This window comes from Serratia rhizosphaerae (genome assembly GCF_009817885.1).
Lineage (GTDB): Bacteria > Pseudomonadota > Gammaproteobacteria > Enterobacterales > Enterobacteriaceae > Serratia_B > Serratia_B rhizosphaerae.
Window position 1 is genome coordinate 4,757,272 of record NZ_CP041764.1, and the last position, 19,877, is coordinate 4,777,148.

The 19,877-nt window shown below is 61.8% G+C and carries 16 protein-coding genes; 4 read left to right on the top strand and 12 right to left on the bottom strand.

Annotated elements, in window-relative coordinates; translation table 11 throughout:
• Positions 1-35: 35 nt before the first annotated feature.
• The 6 genes from FO014_RS22135 to FO014_RS22160 form a co-directional block, all read right to left on the bottom strand.
• Positions 36-1,289, bottom strand: a complete 1,254-nt coding sequence (locus tag FO014_RS22135; protein ID WP_160031083.1) for an aminomethyl transferase family protein — start codon at positions 1,287-1,289, stop codon at positions 36-38.
• The gene (locus tag FO014_RS22140) at positions 1,286-1,612 is read right to left on the bottom strand and encodes an acyl carrier protein (RefSeq protein ID WP_160031084.1); all 327 of its coding nucleotides are present in this window, start codon (positions 1,610-1,612) and stop codon (positions 1,286-1,288) included. The genes FO014_RS22135 and FO014_RS22140 overlap by 4 nt, the downstream gene beginning before the upstream one ends.
• An 18-nt stretch (positions 1,613-1,630) precedes the next feature.
• Entirely contained in the window at positions 1,631-2,221 is a 591-nt protein-coding gene (locus FO014_RS22145) for a 3-hydroxyacyl-ACP dehydratase FabZ family protein (RefSeq protein WP_160031085.1), read from the bottom strand.
• Positions 2,222-2,237: 16 nt separating this feature from the next.
• On the bottom strand, positions 2,238-2,993 hold the full coding sequence (locus FO014_RS22150; RefSeq protein ID WP_160031086.1) for an SDR family oxidoreductase: 756 nt from the start codon (positions 2,991-2,993) through the stop codon (positions 2,238-2,240).
• 23 nt (positions 2,994-3,016) lie between these two features.
• Entirely contained in the window at positions 3,017-3,406 is a 390-nt protein-coding gene (gene acpS / locus FO014_RS22155) for a holo-ACP synthase (protein WP_246168037.1), read from the bottom strand.
• 500 nt (positions 3,407-3,906) lie between these two features.
• Positions 3,907-4,851 carry an MBL fold metallo-hydrolase gene (locus tag FO014_RS22160; RefSeq protein WP_160031087.1) on the bottom strand — a complete coding sequence of 315 codons (945 nt, stop codon included), beginning with the start codon at positions 4,849-4,851 and terminating at the stop codon, positions 3,907-3,909.
• A gap of 88 nt (positions 4,852-4,939) precedes the next feature.
• Between FO014_RS22160 and FO014_RS22165 the strand changes: the two genes are divergently transcribed.
• The 4 genes from FO014_RS22165 (at position 4,940) to FO014_RS22180 (ending at position 12,230) form a co-directional block, all read left to right on the top strand.
• Positions 4,940-5,875 carry a LysR family transcriptional regulator gene (locus FO014_RS22165; RefSeq protein ID WP_246168152.1) on the top strand — a complete coding sequence of 312 codons (936 nt, stop codon included), beginning with the start codon at positions 4,940-4,942 and terminating at the stop codon, positions 5,873-5,875.
• 111 nt (positions 5,876-5,986) lie between these two features.
• Positions 5,987-7,165, top strand: coding sequence for an SrfA family protein (locus tag FO014_RS22170; protein ID WP_160031089.1), 1,179 nt, complete (start codon positions 5,987-5,989; stop codon positions 7,163-7,165).
• Complete coding sequence (locus tag FO014_RS22175) at positions 7,165-10,068, top strand: virulence factor SrfB (protein WP_160031090.1); 2,904 nt, start codon at positions 7,165-7,167, stop codon at positions 10,066-10,068. The genes FO014_RS22170 and FO014_RS22175 overlap by 1 nt, the downstream gene beginning before the upstream one ends.
• Positions 10,065-12,230 carry a virulence factor SrfC family protein gene (locus FO014_RS22180; protein ID WP_160031091.1) on the top strand — a complete coding sequence of 722 codons (2,166 nt, stop codon included), beginning with the start codon at positions 10,065-10,067 and terminating at the stop codon, positions 12,228-12,230. Before FO014_RS22175 ends, FO014_RS22180 begins: the two co-directional genes overlap by 4 nt.
• Before the next feature lie 17 nt (positions 12,231-12,247).
• Here the strand turns inward: FO014_RS22180 and FO014_RS22185 are convergent, their stop codons facing one another.
• From FO014_RS22185 to FO014_RS22210, 6 genes are all read right to left on the bottom strand, one after another.
• A complete protein-coding gene (locus FO014_RS22185) occupies positions 12,248-12,853 on the bottom strand; it encodes a nitroreductase family protein (RefSeq protein WP_160031092.1) in 606 nt (201 codons plus the stop codon).
• A 93-nt stretch (positions 12,854-12,946) separates the two neighbouring features.
• Positions 12,947-14,275: a D-serine ammonia-lyase gene (gene dsdA / locus FO014_RS22190; protein ID WP_160031093.1), complete on the bottom strand. Its 1,329-nt coding sequence runs from the start codon at positions 14,273-14,275 to the stop codon at positions 12,947-12,949.
• Positions 14,276-14,383: 108 nt separating this feature from the next.
• A complete protein-coding gene (locus FO014_RS22195) occupies positions 14,384-14,860 on the bottom strand; it encodes a VOC family protein (RefSeq protein WP_105231115.1) in 477 nt (158 codons plus the stop codon).
• Between the two features lie 11 nt (positions 14,861-14,871).
• Entirely contained in the window at positions 14,872-15,225 is a 354-nt protein-coding gene (locus tag FO014_RS22200) for a DUF1428 domain-containing protein (protein ID WP_105231114.1), read from the bottom strand.
• A 103-nt stretch (positions 15,226-15,328) separates the two neighbouring features.
• A complete protein-coding gene (locus tag FO014_RS22205) occupies positions 15,329-16,750 on the bottom strand; it encodes an efflux transporter outer membrane subunit (protein WP_160031094.1) in 1,422 nt (473 codons plus the stop codon).
• On the bottom strand, positions 16,737-19,877 hold the full coding sequence (locus FO014_RS22210; RefSeq protein ID WP_160031095.1) for an efflux RND transporter permease subunit: 3,141 nt from the start codon (positions 19,875-19,877) through the stop codon (positions 16,737-16,739). Before FO014_RS22210 ends, FO014_RS22205 begins: the two co-directional genes overlap by 14 nt.

A 19,877-nucleotide genomic window follows, 5' to 3' on the forward strand; every position in this document is an offset into this window, starting at 1 on the left:
GATGTGACGCGCCCATACCGGGCGCGTCTTGAGCGTCAGGCCTGCGGCGGCTTGTCGGCCGATGCTTGCTCGGCCTGCTCCTGCGCGGCTTTTTCCGCCGCTTCCTGCTCTTCCTTGATGCGCTGCCACTCAAACTGCTGCAGCAGATCGCGCGGACGCGTGCTGTCGACGTAGCTGTGCTCCGACGGGTTGATCAGGAAGCTGTAGTTGCGGGCGAACGGCACCGCGGCGGTGTTCACCGTCACCAGCGCGTCGCCGCACTGCACCTGATAGCTGTCGATATCTGCCCAGGCCCAGGCGTTGTGCAGCATCAGACGGCCCAGACAGGCGTCCAGATCCGCAGAGTAGTCGCAGACCATCACTTCGCCGATGCACTTGCCGTCCAGCAGCACTTTATCGCCGCGCTGCGGCATCGGTTCACTGCGCCCGGCGATGGTCATGCCGACGGCGCGCTGGGCGACGCCCTGCTCTACGCGTCCGCCGATGACCTCCTGGCCGGTGAATTGGTCCTTGTCATAACGCACCGTCCACTGCATCTGCAGTTCGATCGGGCAACGGCTGTAGTCATTGAACAGCCCCGGCTCCCAGCAAGGGTTCTCCAGACGGGCCAGACGCTGATAGTCCAGACCGCCGGTGCGCAGATCGAACTTCTCGCCGGCTTCCAGCAGTTGCTGCCAGACGTTGGCCAGTTCATCGCGCGGCCCCATCAGCTTGTAGGAGAATTCGCCGTGCTTGCCGCTGCGCAGCAGGATCAGTTCGTCAACGTGCATATGCTCCTGGAACGGCAGGCCGATCACATCCATACCGTACAGTTCCGCCAGCAGTTCCCAGGCGTACGGCCCTTCAAGGTGCAGCGTGCCCCAGTCCGGCGTCAGCGACTCAATGGCCTCGATTTCGTCGAACTCTTCCTCGTTGCCCGCCAGCTGGTCGCGCAGCAACTGGCACAGAGCCTCGCCGGTCATCCACTCGGAAATCAGCAGAAAGCGCTCATCATCGCAGGCGATGTACAGATCGCTGACGATCATGCCGTCGCGATCGAGGATCAGGCTATACATCGCCTGTTCGTCGCGGATGGAGGAGACATCGCCGGACACCACCTGATTCAGCAGCGACCAGGCGCTGTCGCCGCTGACGCTGGCGATGCCGAAGTGCGAGTAGTCGACCAGTAGAATGTTCTTACGCAGTGCCTGATGCTCGGCGGCGGCGTCAAAGTAGCGCAGTGGGACGGCGACGCCGTTGCGTTCGCCCATGATGGCGCCATTTTGCTGATGAATATCGCTCAGTTTCATGCCTTCTCCGCCTTTTCTGCTGCCTTGTCCGCCGCCATTTCGCCCTGCTTGCCGATCACAAACGACGCCAGGGTGTTCACACTGCGCATATAGGAAGGATCGTCGCCCTCTTTCACCCGGATATTGAAGGTTTCATCGAGCAGCACGATCACCTCGGTGGCATCTACCGAATCCAGCTTCAGCCCGCTGCCGAACAGTGGCGTATCGTCATCAATCTGCTGTACGTTCTGATACAGGTTGAGGCGTTCGATCAGCCCCGCCTTGATTTGTTCCAGTACCTGTTGTCGTTGTTCAATTACGGCGTTTAGCCCGGTGTTACTCATGGTGTTGCTTCCCCACGGTTAATTAATCTGTATGCCCTTGGCTTCCGCAATGCTGCGGTCAATGCGGAAATTGACGATGCGACCGGCACAGGCGATATGACGCCCGACGCGGGCTTCCACTTCGTAATGGTGGAAGCCGTTGGGATCGGCGAACGCCAGCTTACTGTGCACTTCAATAGTGTCGCCCGGGTTGACCACGTGGCGGTACTTGACGTCCTGAGACGCCAGAAAACCGATAATGCGGTGGCGTTCGGCCATCACCCGTTCAACCCCTTCGGCGTTGGCTAGCGAACGCGCCACCTCATCGAATTTCTTCAGCGGCGTTGCGGTTTCCCGCTCATGGCGCTGGCAGTAATCGCACAGCAGACTGAAATACTCGCTGGCCTGGCCGAAAATCTCGGCGATCAGCACGCCCGGCATCACCGGGTTATCCGGGAAGTGTCCCGGGATATAGGGTTCATTGAAGGTGACGTGCTTGATCACAGTGATCGAGCCTTTCTCGCCGGGGGTAAAATCCACGATGCGATCGACCATGAAGATGGGGGCTCGCCAAGCGCCCATCCGCAGCAGCACCGAAGGGGTAACCAGACTTTTGTTATAGTTAGGCATGCGACTTTCCTGTCAATTAACGCATAATCAGGCCGCCATCAGCGATCAGGGTCTGACCGACGATGTAGCTGGATGCGTCCGAACTCAAAAACGCCACCACGTTGGCGATCTCGTCAACATGACCAAGACGCTTGAGTGGAATGGCGGACATCACGTTGCGCACAATCTGGCGCGGAACTTTTTTCACCATGCGCGATTCAATCATCCCCGGGGCCACCGCATTCACGCGAACCCCTTTGGCTGCCATCTCGGCGGCCAGCGTGCGGGTGAAGCCGACAATGCCGGCCTTGGCCGCGCTGTAGTTGGTCTGGCCAAAGCTGGAGGTGACGCCGGATACCGACGAAATATTGACGATCGCCGCCTGACGCGCGAGACGTAACAGGCGCATACACTGCTTGGTCATATTAAAGGTACCGTACAGGTTGACCTTAATGACCTGATCGAACTCCTCAAAACTTAGGGCGCTGAATAAATTATCTTTATAAATACCAGCATTATTAATTAATACATGAATAGAACCAGCCTCAGCATCGAGCGCATTCACCAATTCATCGACGGATTGAATATCCGAAACATCGCACTGGTGAATGTTTAATGCCTGCCCCTGCGGATGTTTGGCCTGTAACTTTTCCAGGCCGCTGACATCATTATGGTAAACAGCATACACAGTCGCACCCTGCCCAAGATATTTCTTGCATATAGCCAGACCAATATCCCCGCTTGCGCCGGTGACCAGCACATTTTTCCCGTTTAAATCAGGATATATCGCCATAAATAATCCTTTATATTAACACGTCAACTAAATGCCGCCGCGGCAATAGCATGCGTACGACAGTGTGAAATACTCAGCGTAGATTGCGTCAGGCCGCGCACTTTCATCAGGCGGGCAAACTCACCGGAGAAAAAATAAAAAGGCCGGCCCAATTCATCGTGGCGTACTTCAATGTCATGAAAGGCAATACCGAGACGGAAACCGGTGCCCAGCGCCTTTACAGCGGCTTCCTTGGCCGCCCAAAAGCCCGCTACGCGCTCGCAGTTAAGCGTAACGTCGCCCAGTTCACGCCGTTCATCATCGGTTAAAAGACGGTGCAGTAATTTATCTCCGCTACGCTTTATTGCCGTTGCGATACGATCTATATCTATAATATCGACACCAAGATTCACTCTGACTTTATCCTTAGTCATTAAATCCCAAAATTACTGCCCGTCGAATGCGAACAATATTTAACGATCGGAATGAACGTATCCATTCCTGGAGGCTGAGTGCGATTTTCATTGAGTAAGGACGGCGGGATTCCATCCGCGTCTAATGGGGAATGTTAGCGCATGTTATTTCAAACAATCAACAAAGCACCAAATAAAAAGGCGCGCATCCATTAAATTGGAACTTTAACCTAAAAATACAACCAAGGTAAAAACAAAAATATAAAACAAAAACAAAGTGCAACATAAAACTCTGCAAAAAACAATAAACACAAAATCTAAAGCTATGAGAATATTCCTTGCGCATTAAAAACCTCCTGAATAAGCAGGAATATTTTCGGTAAATAATTGAGAAATTACCTGTAGATTGATTGCAAGTATAAAAGCCAGCAAATAATAAAGCTGACTTGGTGTTTTAATTCAGCGAATAAATAAAGTAAAACTCACGCCATCCTAGTGCCGAATGGCGTGGTGTTCGGACCTTACTTCGCCAACTGGGTAGAGTAGTTGGCCGGCACCCAGCGATAGCCGTTGCCCTGACGTTGAACATGTCCCAATCCCGGGAAGGCGATATGCGCGGCGGCCACCCAGAAGCCCTCTTTCGCCGCCTGCGCCAGGATGCGTTCACGTGTGGCAATCGCCTGCCGCCGGTCGACATCAAAGTGAATTGCCACCCGTGGTTCCGGCATCTGCACCGCTTTGGCGTGGATAATATCGCCCCACAGCACCAGCGTCTGCCCCTCGCTCTCCACGCGGTAGGTGACGCTGCCTGGCGTATGGCCATAGGCTGCCTGCGCCTGAATGCCCAGCGGCAGCCGGGCCGGCGCGCTGAAGGTTTTCAGTTTGCCCGCGGCGATCAGCGGATTGAGCGCATCGGCGGATTCTTTAAAGGTGTGGCGCTGTCCCTCTTCCACCTTGCTTTGGTTGGCATCGTTCAGCCAGAAATCCGGATCGCGTTTATCAACATAGACATCCGCATTGGGGAACGTCGGTTTGCCCTGCTGCGACACACCGCCGGAGTGGTCGCCATGCACGTGCGTCAGCAGTACCGCGTTGATGCTGTCGGCCGGGTAGCCCGCCGCACGCAGGTTTTCCAGCAGATGGCCGCCATGCTTGCCGAACAGCTGGCCGGCACCGGTATCCACCAGTACCCGCTGTTTGCCGTCGTCAATCACAAAGGTGTTGAGCGAAGTTTCCGCCTGCGGCGTCATCGCGTCTTCCGCCATCCGGCGCTGCAGCGTTTCCTTGTCAATCGGCACCAGCAGCTGATCGAGCGGGATGGTCACCGTGCCGTCAGACACCGCGGTGACGGTCAGTTTGCCCAGAGTCATCCGGTAATATCCCGGCGCCTGTCGCTGCGTATCGGCGGCCTGCGCTGCGGCGGTAGTCATTAGCAGGCCGGCGGCCAGCACTAAATGTTGTTTCATAACTTCCCCATATGAGATTTAACGTCGTCTTTAACGCTGGCAGAGATTATTGTATTGTCCAATAACATCATTCAAATTGATTAGGTTGATTGTGAACATCAGAGAAAATGATTTTAATCGTATCGATCTGAATTTACTGACGGTATTGCTGGTGCTGTACCGTGAACGCAGCGTGACGCGCGCGGCGCAAAAGCTGTTTCTTGGCCAGCCGGCGGTCAGCGGTGCGCTGGCGCGCCTGCGTGAGATGTTTAATGACCCGCTGTTTGTCCGTTCGGCCAAAGGCATGGAGCCAACGCCGCGCACCGTGTCGCTGGTGACGGAACTGGCGCCGCTGATGGAAAATATGCAGCAGGTGCTGTTTCAACAGCCGGAGTTTTCCCCTGCCCGTGCGCGGCAAACCTTTCGCCTGGGCGTCACCGACTGGGTGGAAAGCTGGCTGATCCCGCCGCTGTATCAGCTTGTGCGCCACCGCGCCCCCGGCGTCCGCCTGCAGGTGACGGCGACCGACCCGTTTCAGGACGCCGCGCTGCTGACGCGGGACGAGATCGATTTGGCAATCTCGGTCGCTGTCGATGCGCCACATGCGGTGGTACGCCAGGTGCTGACCACCATGGGCTACCAAACCTTCTGGCACCCGCAGCAACAGCAGCCGCCGACACCGCTGACGCTGGATGCCTATACCCGTGCCGACCATCTGCTGGTTTCCTACCGCGGTGCCGACAGCAGCCTGATCGATCGCCAGTTGGCCGGGTTGGGAGAGCGTCGCCGGGTGGCTTACACCACGCCGCACTTTGCCGCGCTGCCGTTGCTGCTGCAGCGCAGCGCGGCTTTCGCCACCGTGCCTGCAGGGCTGGAGGCGGACTGGCGACAACATTATGGGCTGTGCGCCAGCCCGCCGCCGCTGGAGATCGCGCCGTTTGAAGTGGCGATGCTGTGGCAGCGACGCCGTGACCGCGAACCGGCGCTACAGTGGCTGCGCCAGACGGTGATCGCGCTGCTGGCGGAGGTCGGACGCACCGGCTGATGGCGTAAACAGACGGCGATTTTGCCCTGTTTTTCTCCCTTTGCTTTCGTTACGCGCGGATTACAGTGACCGTTGGTGTTGTAGCAAGTCTTACACAAGGTCTTTCTGAGCGTGACGAAACCTTTTTTACGCAGCGGCAGTCTGGATAAGCTGGTCGCGCTGGGGGAAAATGGCCAGCCCATTTACGCCCAGGCGCAGTCAGTCCGCGAGGCGCTGCGCCTCAAACATCAGCCGGCGATCGCAGATTGTCTGGCTATTCCGCAATTAAACGCCCAACAAGATCGCATCGATTGGTATGCGCCGTTCAGCGGTGAGATCCGCCCGTGGGCGGTGGCCGACGATAATGAACGGCGCGCGGCGCTGGCGCAGCTGGACGCCTGCCTTACCGAGGTTGAGGCGCTCAGCCGGCAGGCCATTGCCGCGCCGCAGGCCGCCCTGCAGCGTTTCGGGGCTTTGCTGCGCTACCTGCTGCGCTTTCCCGATATGCAGCACGTCTATCTGGTTGACGGCAAACCGGTACTGACGTTCTGGGGGTTTAGCCATGCCGGGCAAAACGGCGGCGACGATCCGTTCGCCTTCCTGCGCGCGGGCGAACCCCCACCGGCCCCCGCGGTTGCAACGGCGCTCAGCACGCCGTCTGAAGCGCCCGACCTCCCGCCGCCGCCGCGCGCCGGCCGCCCACGCTGGCTGCTGCCGGTTATCGTCGTGCTTATGACGCTGGCCGCGCTGGGCTGGCAATGGCGGCAGTCTCACGACGCTGCGCCGCAGGCCGCCGCACCCGAGCCGGTTCTTCCGATGCCGCCGGCCGCACCGCCTGCGATCAAGCCTATACCGCCGTTGCCACTGGCAAAGGCGACATTGCAGCCGGCGCCCCCCGCGCCGGAGCCTGCCGCACCGCCGAGCGATAACCGCGCCCTGATCATGCCCGCCGCGGCGGTGAAAGCCGGCTCCACCCGTTTTCTTAACGGCGAGTGGCGCGCCGTGCCGGAAGTCAAAACGCCGCTGACCGGCCGGCTGCCCAGCCTGCTGTACCGGCTGCATAGCGGTAAAGGCAGCGTCAGCCTTCGCCAGGCGGATAACGTGCGCTGCCAGGTTGACGTCGAAACCGGGCTGATGCCGTCCGGGAAACTGGTGATCAACAGCCGCACTAAGGCGCGCTGCAGCGACGGCTCCCGTTATCAGATACCGGAAATCGTCTGTCAGCCGCAGGAAGATCGCCCCGCCGCGTGTAGCGGCCGCTACGGCCCCGACACGCTCTACCCCATGACGCTCAAGCGCGAGAAAAAATAATGCTGGCGACACTTCCTCATTACCCCGCTCAGGTTACGCTGGTGCAAAACAGCGGCATACAGTTCCTGGACTTTGGTCTGCCGCCGGAGCTCGCCGTACCGGCGCTGCCCGGCGCCTACGTGCGTAAAACCGCCAACGGCCCGCTGCTGCGGCTGCGCTTCGACACGACGTCAGGCAAGCACTTGCTGAACCACGACGACAGCACACCGCCGGAAATGGTCTGGCCGGAACTGCGCCTGCCGTTCGAGCATTCGCTGGCGCTGCTGGCAGAGCAGTGGCTGCCGTTGCCTTTCTTCCGTTTCAGCCCGGTGGGCGGTTTTCTCAACGGTCCGGCAAACTGGGCGCGGATGCGCTTTACGCCGTTGACGCAGCCCGACGAGGACGGCTGCCTGTGGCGCATCACGCTGGCGTTCGATACTCAGCGGCAGGATACGGATCCGCCCGCGCTGGCGCCGGATGCTAACGACGCCAACGCCGGGCTGGCGTTTGCACTGGCGCATCACAGCCGCGATCTCGACGAGTTTCTCGATCAGACCTGGGTCGACGGCTGGCTGCGGGACGTGTTCCGCCAGCAGGCCACGGCGCGTGAACAGCGCAGTGAAAACGCGCTGCGTGGCGCGCTGAAGACGTTTGAATATCAGGCACACTACCTGAATCTGCTGACGCTGCTGGCGGAACGGCTGCAGCTGCCGACGATCCGCCTGATCGCCGCAGGCGGGCAAACGGCGCCGGTTCCGGTCGATCTGATCCTCGACGTCGGCAATTCCCATACCTGCGGCATTTTAGTCGAGCAGCATGCGCAAGAGCGCGACGGCCTGAAGCAGACCTATGCGCTGCAGCTGCGGGATTTCAGCCAGCCGCACCGGCTGCATCAGGCGCCGTTCGACAGCCGGGTGGAGTTTGCTCAGGCGTCGTTCGGGCCGGAAAATTACTCTTTCCAGAGCGGTCGCGAGCAGGCATTCTGCTGGCCGTCGCTGGTGCGGGTCGGCGACGAGGCCAGCCGGCTGGCGGCACAGCGTCAGGGCGCCGAGGGCGCCACCGGCCTCTCCAGCCCGCGCCGCTATTTGTGGGACGACGCCCCCTATGGCCACGGCTGGCGCTTTAATCAGGCGCAGGAGCCAATGGCCGCCGCCGCACCGCTGTCGTTATTGCTGAACGACGAAGGCCAGCCGTTGTCTGGCCTCGTACCGTCACAGCGGCTGCCGGTATTCAGCGCCCAGTACAGCCGCAGCGCGCTGATGACGCTGATGCTGAGCGAGCTGCTGACGCAGGCGCTGATGCAGATCAACAGCGTGGCCCAGCGGCTGACCCAGCCGCACGGCAACACGCCGCGGCGGCTGCGGCAGATTATCCTCACCCTGCCCGCCGCGATGCCAAAGCCAGAGCGCGAGCTGTTCCGCCGCCGCATGGCCGAAGCCATCGGCCTGGTCTGGGTGGCGCTCGGCTGGCTGGAAAATGCCGCGCTGCCGCCGCCTGAGATCCAGATGGAGTGGGATGAAGCCACCTGCGGCCAGATGGTGTATCTGTATAACGAAACGCAGGTCAATTTCGCCGGCGACAGTAAGGCGTTTTTTGCCGCCATGGCGCGCCCGGATCGCCCTGCCGCACAGCGCGGCGCTATGCTGCGCATCGCCTCGATTGATATCGGCGGCGGCACCAGCGATCTGTCGGTCACCCAGTTCTCGCTGGACGACGGTCTGGGACATAACGTAAAAATCATCCCGCAGCTGCTGTTCCGCGAAGGTTTCAAACTGGCGGGAGACGATATCCTGCTCGATGTGATCCAACGCTATCTGCTGCCGGCGCTGCGGCAGACGCTGGAGCGGGCCGGCGTGGCGCACCCCGCCGCGCTAATGGACACGCTGTTCGGCAATCAGGGACGGCTCGACGGCCTGTCGACGCGGCGGCAGCAAACGGCGCTGCAGCTGTTTATTCCGCTCGGCCGAGCGATTTTACAGGCCTACGAAACGTACGATCCGCTGGACGCCGGCACCGAACTGGCGGCCACCTTCGGCGAATTGCTGCCGCAGCGGCCGACCGACGGCGTACTGCACTTTATCAACGCAGAGGTGCAGCGCCAGCTTGGTGCCGATGCGTCGGCCTTCGACATTCTGCACACCCCGCTGCTGCTGCCGCTGCGCGATCTGCACGCGGCGTTTCTATCCGGACAGATCCGCATCAAAGCGTGCCTGCAGGCACTCAGCGAAGTGGTGGCCCATTACGCCTGCGATGTGCTGCTGCTGACCGGCCGCCCCTGCCGCCTGCCGGGCGTGCAGGCGCTGCTGCGCCATTTGCAGCCCCTGCCGGCGGGCCGCATGCTGTCGCTGGACGGCTATCACGCCAGTCAGTGGTATCCGTTCGCCCGCCACGGACGTATCGACACGCCGAAATCCACCGCGGCGGTCGGCGCTATGCTGTGCTTACTGGCGCTGGACCTGCGCCTTGGCAGTTTTTATTTCAAGGCCGGCGATTTCCGGCCTTACTCCACCATCCGCTATCTCGGCATGCTGGATGCCCGGCAGAGCCTGAGCGACGATAACGTCTACTATCGCGATATCGATCTGGATCGCCGCGACTTCATGCTGGATAACCGCGCCTTTACCCTGCGCGGCCCGCTGCGTCTGGGCTTCCGCCAGCTGGATAACGCGCGCTGGCCCGCCTCGCCGCTGTACAGCCTGCATATTGTCGATACGCAACTGGCGCGCCGGCTGGCCGGCAGCGCGGTGCTGCAGATACGGCTGCGGGTTGCCGACGGTGAACGCTTCGAACTGGCCGACGCCACGCTGGACGATGGCGAAGCGGTGCCGCTGACGCACCTGCAGCTGAAATTAAATACCCTGGCGGCCGGCGACGGCGCGGCAAGCCATTACTGGATCGACAGCGGGAGCGTGTTTCCATCATGAGTGATATTTCTTTACCGGCGCAACGCCTGCACGACGTTGCGCAACGGGCGCTCGACTGGCTGCAGGACGCTCGCCATGATTCAGCGCGGCTGGCGGCGGAAGCGGAGAGTCTGGCGCTGCGCCTGCGCCGCTGTCGGCGCGACGCACGGCGGCTGACCATTGCCGCTGACGAGAGTTTCAGCCTGGGTATTTACGGCAATGCGCGGCAGGCAAAGGCCGCACTGCTACGCCAGTTGGGCATTACCCCGCACCCCGTCGGGCAGCCGGCGCTGACGGTGCGCTATCACCAGACGCCGCAGCCGGCCACATCACGCCTGACGCTGCTGGAGGAAAGCGACCTCGTTGGGCTGTTGTTTTTCGCCGCCGGCGCGCAGCCGCCGGATCGCCGGCAGCTGGCGACAGGTTTATCCGCCCTGCGCCGTCAGCCCCACGCGATACCGGCAGAGGGCGTTGACGAAGATCGGCTGCTGACGCTGTGGGAGACGCTGAGCCACTACCATCCGCAGCTCGCCGACGATCCGTTCTGGCCGGCGGCGCTAGCGCTGGCGCCCGTTCTGAATATCGATCAGCGCGCAGCGCTGTTTGCTCCGCTGTGGGGAGAGCGGCCGGCGTTCACCGACCTGTATCGTCAGTTGGCGCACCGGCTGCAGGAGCTCGGCAGCCGCCAGTTCACGCTGACGGAAGATATCGACACGCTGAGCGCGGTGGTCGACGGTTCAGCAGCGGCCTGGCTCAACGGCGAAGGCGACCGCCATACCGTGCTGCTGCCGCTGACTGAGGCGCAGACGCCGCAGCGCTGTTCACAGGCGGAACTGGCGCTGCTGACGGCCGAACTGACGCTCACCACGCCGTCAGGCGACGGCATCTTTGGTCATCCCGCCGTTCTGCTGGATATCCCCGGCGTTTCGACAGCATGTGAGCAGACGCTAACATCCTCTCTGCTGTCTGCCAAACGCCGCTGGCTGTTGCACCACTGCAGCGAGCGCAGCCAACCCACGCTGCTGCTGGTCAGCGGCGCGGCGACCGATCGACAGACGGTATTGCCGGCCGCCAAAGCGCTCAGCCATTGGCAACAAGGCGGACTGCCGGCCCCGGATGAGGCAGGCAAACCGGACCTGATCTGGTTGCTGACCCCGCGCAGCGCTGCGGCGCAGGATTATGAAGCCGCCGTGCAGCGCCATATCGGCGAACCGGGCGTACACTGGGGGACGTTGCTGGCGCAGGATGAAGACGATAACCGGCGCCTGCTGGCCTATCTGACGACGGCGGTCGATAACCGCATCCGTCAGCGGCGGCTGACCAAACGGCTGCTGACGCTGCACACCGTTCTGACGGAAGCGGTGCTGGGCGACTGGCTGCCGGCGGCGGATGGTGATGAACGGCCGCAACAGCAGCAGGTCGCCCGGCGTCTGCTGCAGACGCTGCAGGCCCGCACCGGGGTGCACGGCGAGTTGCTGCAACAGCTGCTACCGCCGCAGGAAGCGCTGCTGCATCTCTATCAACAGCCGGCGCCGCTTACCGGCGGTGAGCCGTTGGGTATCGGCATCGAGCTGGATCTGCTGGCGCCGGTTGCGGACGGCAGCGATATTTCCCCGCCGACATCGCGTTTTGCCGACGCTGCATTCCGCCTGTGGCTGGAACATCTGCGCCGTCTGGCGGATAACCGCGCGCTGAAGCAGCAACTGGATATCGACGGCCGCTGTCTTAGCCTGCTGGCCGATACGCTGATTAACACCGCCTGGCGGCTGGGCATTGACCGTCAGCTGCGCGACGCGCTGATGACCGACAGCGGCAATGCCCAGCGTCAAACCTCACTGGCGCTCGGCGTACTCGGCGATTTTGTCGCCTGGCTGGGCTTCCAGCACTGCTTACCGCAACGGCGGCCAACCAGCCGCATCCAGCAGGGGCAGCCGATCTTTACCTCTCCGCACGCGCCGTCCGGCGATCTGACGCCGCCGCGTCTGACCCGGCTGGCGGCCGCACCGGTCAATAACGCCGCCTTCTATATTTATGACTGGCTGGTGGGATTAAATACGCTGGCGGCAGACAACGTCGGCCATCGCGCAGCGGCCAGCCTGCCGGCACGGCAGCAGCGGCGTTTGGCGCAGATCGTGGCGGCGCTTGAGGATTCTGATAAAGGTGAGAATGGTATGGGGCCGTAGCCCCATACCGGAGACAATCAGTAACGATCGACGCTGACAATCTGCTCGATCGGCAGTTTGCCGATGCGCGGATAAGGCTGGCTGACGCCTTTGCCGATCGCCACCATCAGGGCGATCTGGTAATGGTCCGGTTTGTTGACGATCTTGCCGACCGCGTCAAAGTCGAAGCCATCCATCGGGCAGGAGTCATAGCCCTGCGCTTTGGCGGCCAGCATCAGCGTCTGGGCGAAAATACCGCTGCTGCGCATGATTTCATCGCGCTGAACCTGCGGTTTATCGCGGTAATACTGGTCAATCGCCGGGTAGATAAACTGCTGCACCGGTTCTGCCGCCTCGTGCCAGATGTTTTTCACCTGTGATTCCCAGCTGGACAGATCGCCGCACAGCAGCACCAGCATGGAAGCATCGGTCACCTGCGCCTGATCCCAGGCCGCTTCGCGGATCGCCGCACGCTGGGAGGCATCTTCTATCAGCAGCGGACGCCAGTGTTGCAGGTTAAATGCGCTCGGCGCATTCTGCAGCGCGATATCCAGCAGCGCTTTTTTCTCATCCAGCGTCATGACATGCTGGCTGTCGAACTGTTTGGTAGCCCGTCGTTGTGTAATCGCGTCAAGCGTATTCATCCGTTACCTCATAGAATTAACATTTAGCGTCGCCATTATTCTCAGAATATTTAGCCGGATGTCCAGCCTGCGCACGCAGACGCGCACGTTTTGTCATATTCCCTGCTGCAGGTAGGCGGCCATTTCGTCCTCCGGTACCATACCGCCGCCGGTGGCCCACACCACGTGGCTGGCATTTGCCATCTGCCGTTCGCTCAGGCCTTGCTGCATCAGCCACTGCGGGTTAGCAACCACTCTCCACGGCCCCGGCATGCCGGCCAGCGCCGAAGGCTCCAGCCGGATTTGCTCATGGCGATCCAGCAGCGCCAGCAGCTGATACATCTCTGCATCGCTCAGGGTATAAAAGCCGTCCAGCAGGCGCTCCATCGCCCGGCCGACAAAGCCGGATGGCCGCCCCACCGCCAGGCCGTCCGCCGCCGTCAGGTTATCGATGCCGATATCCTGCACCGCAATCGCGTCGTGCAGGCCGGTATGCACGCCCAACAACATGCAGGGTGAATGGGTCGGCTCGGCAAACAGGCAGTGGACGTGGTCGCCAAAGGCCAGCTTCAGGCCGAACGCAACGCCGCCGGGGCCACCGCCCACGCCGCACGGCAGATAGACAAACAGCGGGTGCTGTTCATCCACCACAATTCCCTGCCGTTCACACTGCTGTTTCAGCCGGCCACCGGCCACCGCGTAGCCGAGAAACAGCGTTTTTGAGTTTTCATCGTCAATAAAGAAACAGTGCGGATCCGCCGCCGCCTGCTGACGCCCCTGCGCCACCGCTACGCCATAATCTTCCGCATATTCGATGACGTTCACCCCGTTTTCCCGCAGTTTCTGCTTTTTCCAGTCGCGGGCGTCGGCGGACATATGCACGCTGACGTTAAAACCCAGTTTGGCGCTGATAATACCGATCGACAGTCCCAGATTGCCGGTCGACCCCACGGCGATGCGGTACCGGCTGAAGAACGCGCGAAAATCGTCGGAGAACAGGCACGTATAATCATCCTCCGGCTGCAGCAGCCCGGCGTCCGTCGCCAGTTTCTCCGCATGAGTCAGCACTTCATAAATGCCGCCGCGCGCTTTGATCGAGCCGGAGATGGGTAAATGACTGTCTTTTTTCAGCCATAGCCGTCCCGTCAGCGCACGCTCATAGCGGTCGTTCAGCGCCTGGCGCATCGCGTCGATCGCCACCAGTTCCGATTCGATGATGCCGCCCGCCGCGCGGGTTTCCGGAAAGGCGGCGCTCAGATAAGGCGCGAAACGCGTCAGTCGCTGCTCCGCCTGCGCCACCTCCTCCCGCCCCAGACCGACGAACGGCAGCCCCTGTTCCAGCGTGGTGGCGCGCGGATTAAACCAGGTGAGCGGCTCAAGGGCCTGCAGTCTGGCGACCAGCGGATAATCGTTTATCAGGGCATTCAGTTGTTGTTGATGCATAACGGCGGCTCCTTGCGGGGGGAATAACAGCAGCATGACGCAATATCTGTGATAACGGTATCTTTTTCCTGCATTTTCCCTCCCCGTTGCGGAGAGGGAAAACGTCGCTTACGCTTTATTGGCCGCCGCCTCCAGCGCGGCGATATCAATTTTACCCATTTTCAGCATCGCTTCGGCCACGCGCTGCGCCCTGGCGCGATCGTCACCCCGGATCAGCTCGCCCAGCCGTTTCGGCACCACCTGCCAGCTGATGCCCCAGCGGTCCTGCAGCCAGCCGCAGGGTTCGGTCTTGCCGCCTTCGCTGAGCGCCGTCCACAGCCGATCAATTTCCGCCTGATCGTCACATTCGGCGGCAATCGCAAAGCGGTGGGTAAAGGGATCGATCGGCTGCGCCTCAAAGGCCAGATAACGCTGATCGCCAAGGATAAAACCGGCCATTTTGACGCTGCCCGCCGGGCCGGACGGCGACTCTGCGGGCAGCGTTGTATGCCATTCCAGCCTCGAACCGGGAAACAGCGCGATATAACAGGTCAGCGCTTCTTCCATCTCTTGCGCAAACCACAGTTGCTGCCTGATGATGGCCATAGCGCCCCCCTTTACTCGTCGAGCAGCGTGGAGAAACCGCCAAAAATCATCCGTGCGCCGTCAAAAGGCATCTCATTACCAAACTCCTGCATCCGCGGATCGCTGCGCATCCTGCCGTTTGCCTCGTCGCGCACCTGTTTGGACGGGTACTCAATCCAGCTGAACACCACCACCTCATCAGCCGTGGCCTTTACCGCGCCGCGAAAATCGGTGAGTTTGCCGTCGGGCACGTCGTCCCCCCAGCACTCCACCACGCGCGTGGCGCCAAACTCCTTAAACAGCGGCGCGGCTTTCGCCGCGAGCGCACGATACGCCTCCTGATTGGCGGCGGGCACCGCCACCACAAAACCGTCTACATATGTCATGCTCAGGCTCCTCTGTCTTATCAGACAGTCAGGTTGTCGATGGCGCCGACGAAAAGCCGGCGCCCCCTACCATTTTAGTCGCTGAACAAGATAGTCACGCAGGTTAATCAGTTTTATCCGTCGCCGGCCGTGCGCTACCGCCGCCCATCACCTTATACAGCGTGATCAGATTTTGGTAATGGGTCTGCTGCACGGCAATCAGCGACTGACGCGCGCTGTACAGCGTACGCTGCGCCGTCAGCAGGTTCAGATAGCTGTCAACGCCGTGGCGGTAACGCAGCTCCGCCAGATGCGCATACTGCTGTGCCGCCGCGACGTTGCCGCGCTGCGCGCTCAGTTGCTGATGGAGCGTCGCGCGGCGCGCCAGCGCGTCCGACACCTCCTGAAAGGCGGTCTGCACCGTTTTTTCATAGCTGGCGACATCGGCCCGCTGCTGGGCGTTGGCGTAGTCCAGCGCCGCCGAGTTGTAGCCGCCGCTGAAAATCGGCAGGCTGATGCTCGGCGCGAACGACCAGATGCCGGCCCCCCGGCTGAACAGCGATGACAGCGACGCGCTGCCGACGCCGCCGCTGGCGGTCAGCGAAATGGTGGGGAAAAACGCCGCCCGCGCCGCGCCGATATCCGCATTGGCCGCCTTCAGCGTATGTTCCGCCGCCAGCACGTCCGGCCGGTTCAGCAATACCTGCGAAGAGACGCCCGCCGACAATTCCTTCATGCTGCCGGCCAGCGCGTCGATGCCGTCCGGCAACAGGTTGGCCGCCACCGGCTGGCCGACCGCCAGCACCAGCGCATTGTTGTCCTGTTCCACCAGGGTGGCGTATTCGGCCACGTCGGCGCGCGCCGCCTGATAAACCGTTTCCGCCGAGGCGACGTCTACCAGAGAGACAATGCCGTGCCGCTGGTTGTTGCGCGTTACCGTCAACGAGCGCTGCGCGCTGGCCGCAGTATCCTGCGCCGCCGCCAGATTACTGCGGTCGGCCGCCAGCGCGATCCAGGCCTCCACCACGGTGGCAATCACCGTTAAGCGCGTGCTGCGCGCCGCTTCGGCGCTGCTCAGGTAACTCTCATACTGGGCGCGCGTCTGGCTGCGGTTCTTGCCGAACAGATCCAGTTCAAAGGCGCTGGTGCCGGCCTCCGCCTGATAGCTCTGACTGATGGCGGTGGCATTGCCGCTGCCGGTCAGCGCCCGCGAGCGGCTGCCGTCAAGGCCGGCGTCGAGGGTCGGCAGCAGCGAGGCGCGGCTTTCGGCATACAGCGCGCGGGCGGCGGCGATATTGGCGATCGCTTCGCGCAGATCGCGGTTGGCATCCAGGCTCTGCGCCACCACCTGCCGCAGCCGGGCGTCGGTGATATAGTCGCGCCACGCCAGCTGTGGATAGCCGTCCGTGTGGTCAGCCGCGGCGCTGTCGCCGAGCGTGACCGGCAGCGCCGGCCGCTGATAGTCAGGATCAAGGGAAAGGCAGCCGGCCAGTAGCCAAGGCAGGGAAAACCCGGCCAGGCGTTGCCACCGTTTATTCTGCATCATGTGAAGCGCCCTTATCGGTCAGTCCCTGCGGTTTGCCGGAAAACACGCGGCGCACCAGAACGAAGAACAGAGGAACAAAGAAAATGGCCAGTACGGTCGCGGTCAGCGTACCGCCGAGGATACCGGTGCCGATGGCGATCCGGCTGTTGGCGCCGGCGCCGCTGGACAACGCCAGCGGCAGGATGCCGGCGCCAAAGGCCAGTGAGGTCATCAGGATCGGCCGCAGCCGCAGCGCCGCAGCCTCCACCGCCGCCGCCGTCAGCGTGGCCCCGCGCCGGTAGGCGTCTTCGGCGAACTCGACGATCAGAATGGCGTTCTTCGCCGACAGACCGATCACCGTCAACAACGCTACCTGGAAGTAAACATCATTCTCCAGACCGCGCAGGCCGATCGCCAGCAGCGAGCCAATAACGCCCAGCGGCAGCACCATCATCACCGAAAACGGCACCGACCAGCTTTCATACAGCGCGGCCAGACACAGGAACACCACCAGAATAGAAATGGCATACAGCGCCGAGGCCTGCCCGCTGGTCAGTTGCTCCTGATAAGACAGGCCGCTCCAGGCATAGGTGGTGCCGGCAGGCAGTTGCAGCGCCAGTTTGGCCATTTCCGCCATCGCCGTGCCGGAACTGACGCCGGATGCGCCCTGACCCTGGATCTCATACGCCGCCAGGCCGTTGTAACGCGACAGGTTCTCCGGCCCGTTGATCCAGCGGCTGCGTGCAAAGGCTGAAAACGGCGTCATGCTGTCGTCGCTGCCGCGCACAAACCATTTATCAATATCCTCCGGCTTGCTGCGGAATGGCGCATCGCCCTGCAGATAGACCTTTTTCACCCGGCCGCCGTCGATAAAATCATTGACGTAACTGCCGCCCAGCGCGCTGCTGAGCGTGCTGTTGATATCGCTGGTGCTCAGCCCCAGCGCGCCGGCTTTGGCATCGTCGACGTCCACCTGCAGCTGCGGCATATCCGGCAGCGTGTTGGCGCGCACCGCCGACAGCGCCGTATTCTCACCGGCCTGCTGCAACAGTTGGTTACGCATCGCCAGCAGTTGCGCCCGCGTGGTGCCGGCGCGCGCCTGCAGCTCAAAGGTAAAGCCGTTCGACTGGCCCAAACCAGGCACCGACGGCGGCGTCAGCGAGAAGATCTGCGCGTCGCGCTCGCGGGAGAAATAAGCCATCGCCCGTTTGGCAATCGCATCGGCGCTGTTCTCGCTGCCCGGCCGCTCGCTCCAGTTCTTCAGCGAGACAAAGCCCATGCCGGCATTCTGCCCGCTGCCGCTCAGGCTGAAGCCGGATACGGTGAACACTACGTTGACGTTGTCTTTCTCTTTGGTCAGGAAGTAGTCCTTGATTTTATTGCTGATGACCGCCGTTCGCGCGTCCGTCGCGCCGGCCGGCAGGGTGAACTGCACCATCACATACCCCTGATCTTCCGTCGGTAAAAAACCGGTCGGCAGGCGGAAAAACATCAGCGCGCAGCCCGCCAGCACCAGCGTATACAACAGCAAATAGCGCGCCGGACCGTGAATCACCCGGCCGATACGCCGCTGATAACGCGTCTGCAGCCGCTGGTAACCGCGGTTGAAGCGGCCAAACAGCCCGCGGGTGCCGTGTTGTTCATCTAATGGCTTCAGCAACGTGGCGCACAGCGCCGGGGTCAGCGTCAGCGCCACCACCACCGACAGCACCATGGAAGAGACGATGGTGATCGAGAACTGGCGGTAGATCACTCCGGTGGAACCGCCGAAGAACGCCATCGGCAGGAATACCGCCGACAGCACCAGCGCAATGCCGACCAACGCGCCGGTAATCTCCCCCATCGACTTTTCCGTCGCCTGGCGCGGCGGCAGCCGCTGTTCGCGCATCACGCGCTCCACGTTTTCCACCACCACGATGGCGTCGTCCACCAACAGGCCGATAGACAGCACCATGCCGAACAGCGTCAGCGTATTGATCGAGTAGCCGCATGCCGCCAGCACGCCGAAGGTGCCAAGCAGCACCACCGGCACGGCGATCGCCGGGATCAGCGTGGTGCGCAGGTTCTGCAGGAATACAAACATCACCGCCACGACCAGCACCATCGCTTCCAGCAGGGTTTTCACCACCTCTTCGATCGAGATATGAATAAAGTCGGTGCTGTCCAGCGGATAGGCCACCTTATAGCCCTGCGGCATGCCGCGCTGGAAGTCGGCGATGGCGGCTTTCACCGCCTGCGCCGTTGACAGCGCATTGGCGCCCGGCGCCAGCATCACCGCAATCCCCGCCCCCGGGTGGCCGTTGACCTGTGAGTGAGCGCTGTAATCTTCCGCCCCCATCTCCACCCGCGCCACATCGCCCAGGCGCACCAGCGCGCCGCTGCCGGCACTTTTGACGATAATCTGGCGGAACTGCTCCGCAGTCTGCAGCCGCGAACGCGACATTACCGTGGCGGTCAGTTGCTGATCGCCGCCCGACGGCAGCGCGCCGAGTTTGCCCGACGACACCTGGGTATTCTGCGCTTCGATAGCGCTGGTCACGTCTGACGGCATCAGCGAGTAGGACGCCAGTTTGGTCGGATTGAGCCAGATGCGCATGGCATGCTGCGCGCCGAACACCCGCACGTCGCCCACGCCCTGCACCCGCGCCAGCGTGTCCTGCATATTGCTGACCAGATAGTCGGAGATATCGTTGGCGCTGCGGCGGTCGGTGTCATCGTACAGCGACATTATCAGCAGAAAGTCGCTCTGCTTTTTGGTCACCGTAATGCCCTGCGCCGTCACTTCGCTCGGCAGGCGGCTTTCCGCCTGCTGCACCTTGTTTTGCACCTGCACCTGGGCGATATCCGGGTCGGTGCCCTGATCGAAGGTGACATTGATGGAGACCGAGCCGTCGGAACTGCTGGAAGAAGAAAAATAGAGCAGACCGTCGAGGCCGGTCAGCTGCTGCTCAATCACCTGCGTCACGCTGTTTTCCAGCGTTTCCGCCGAGGCGCCCGGATAGGTGGCGGAAATGGCCACCGACGGCGGCGCTACGTCCGGGTACTGTGAAATCGGCAGCGAGCGGATCGACATCAGGCCGCACAGCATAATGATAATGGCGATCACCCAGGCGAATACCGGGCGGCGGATAAAAAATTTCGCAAACAT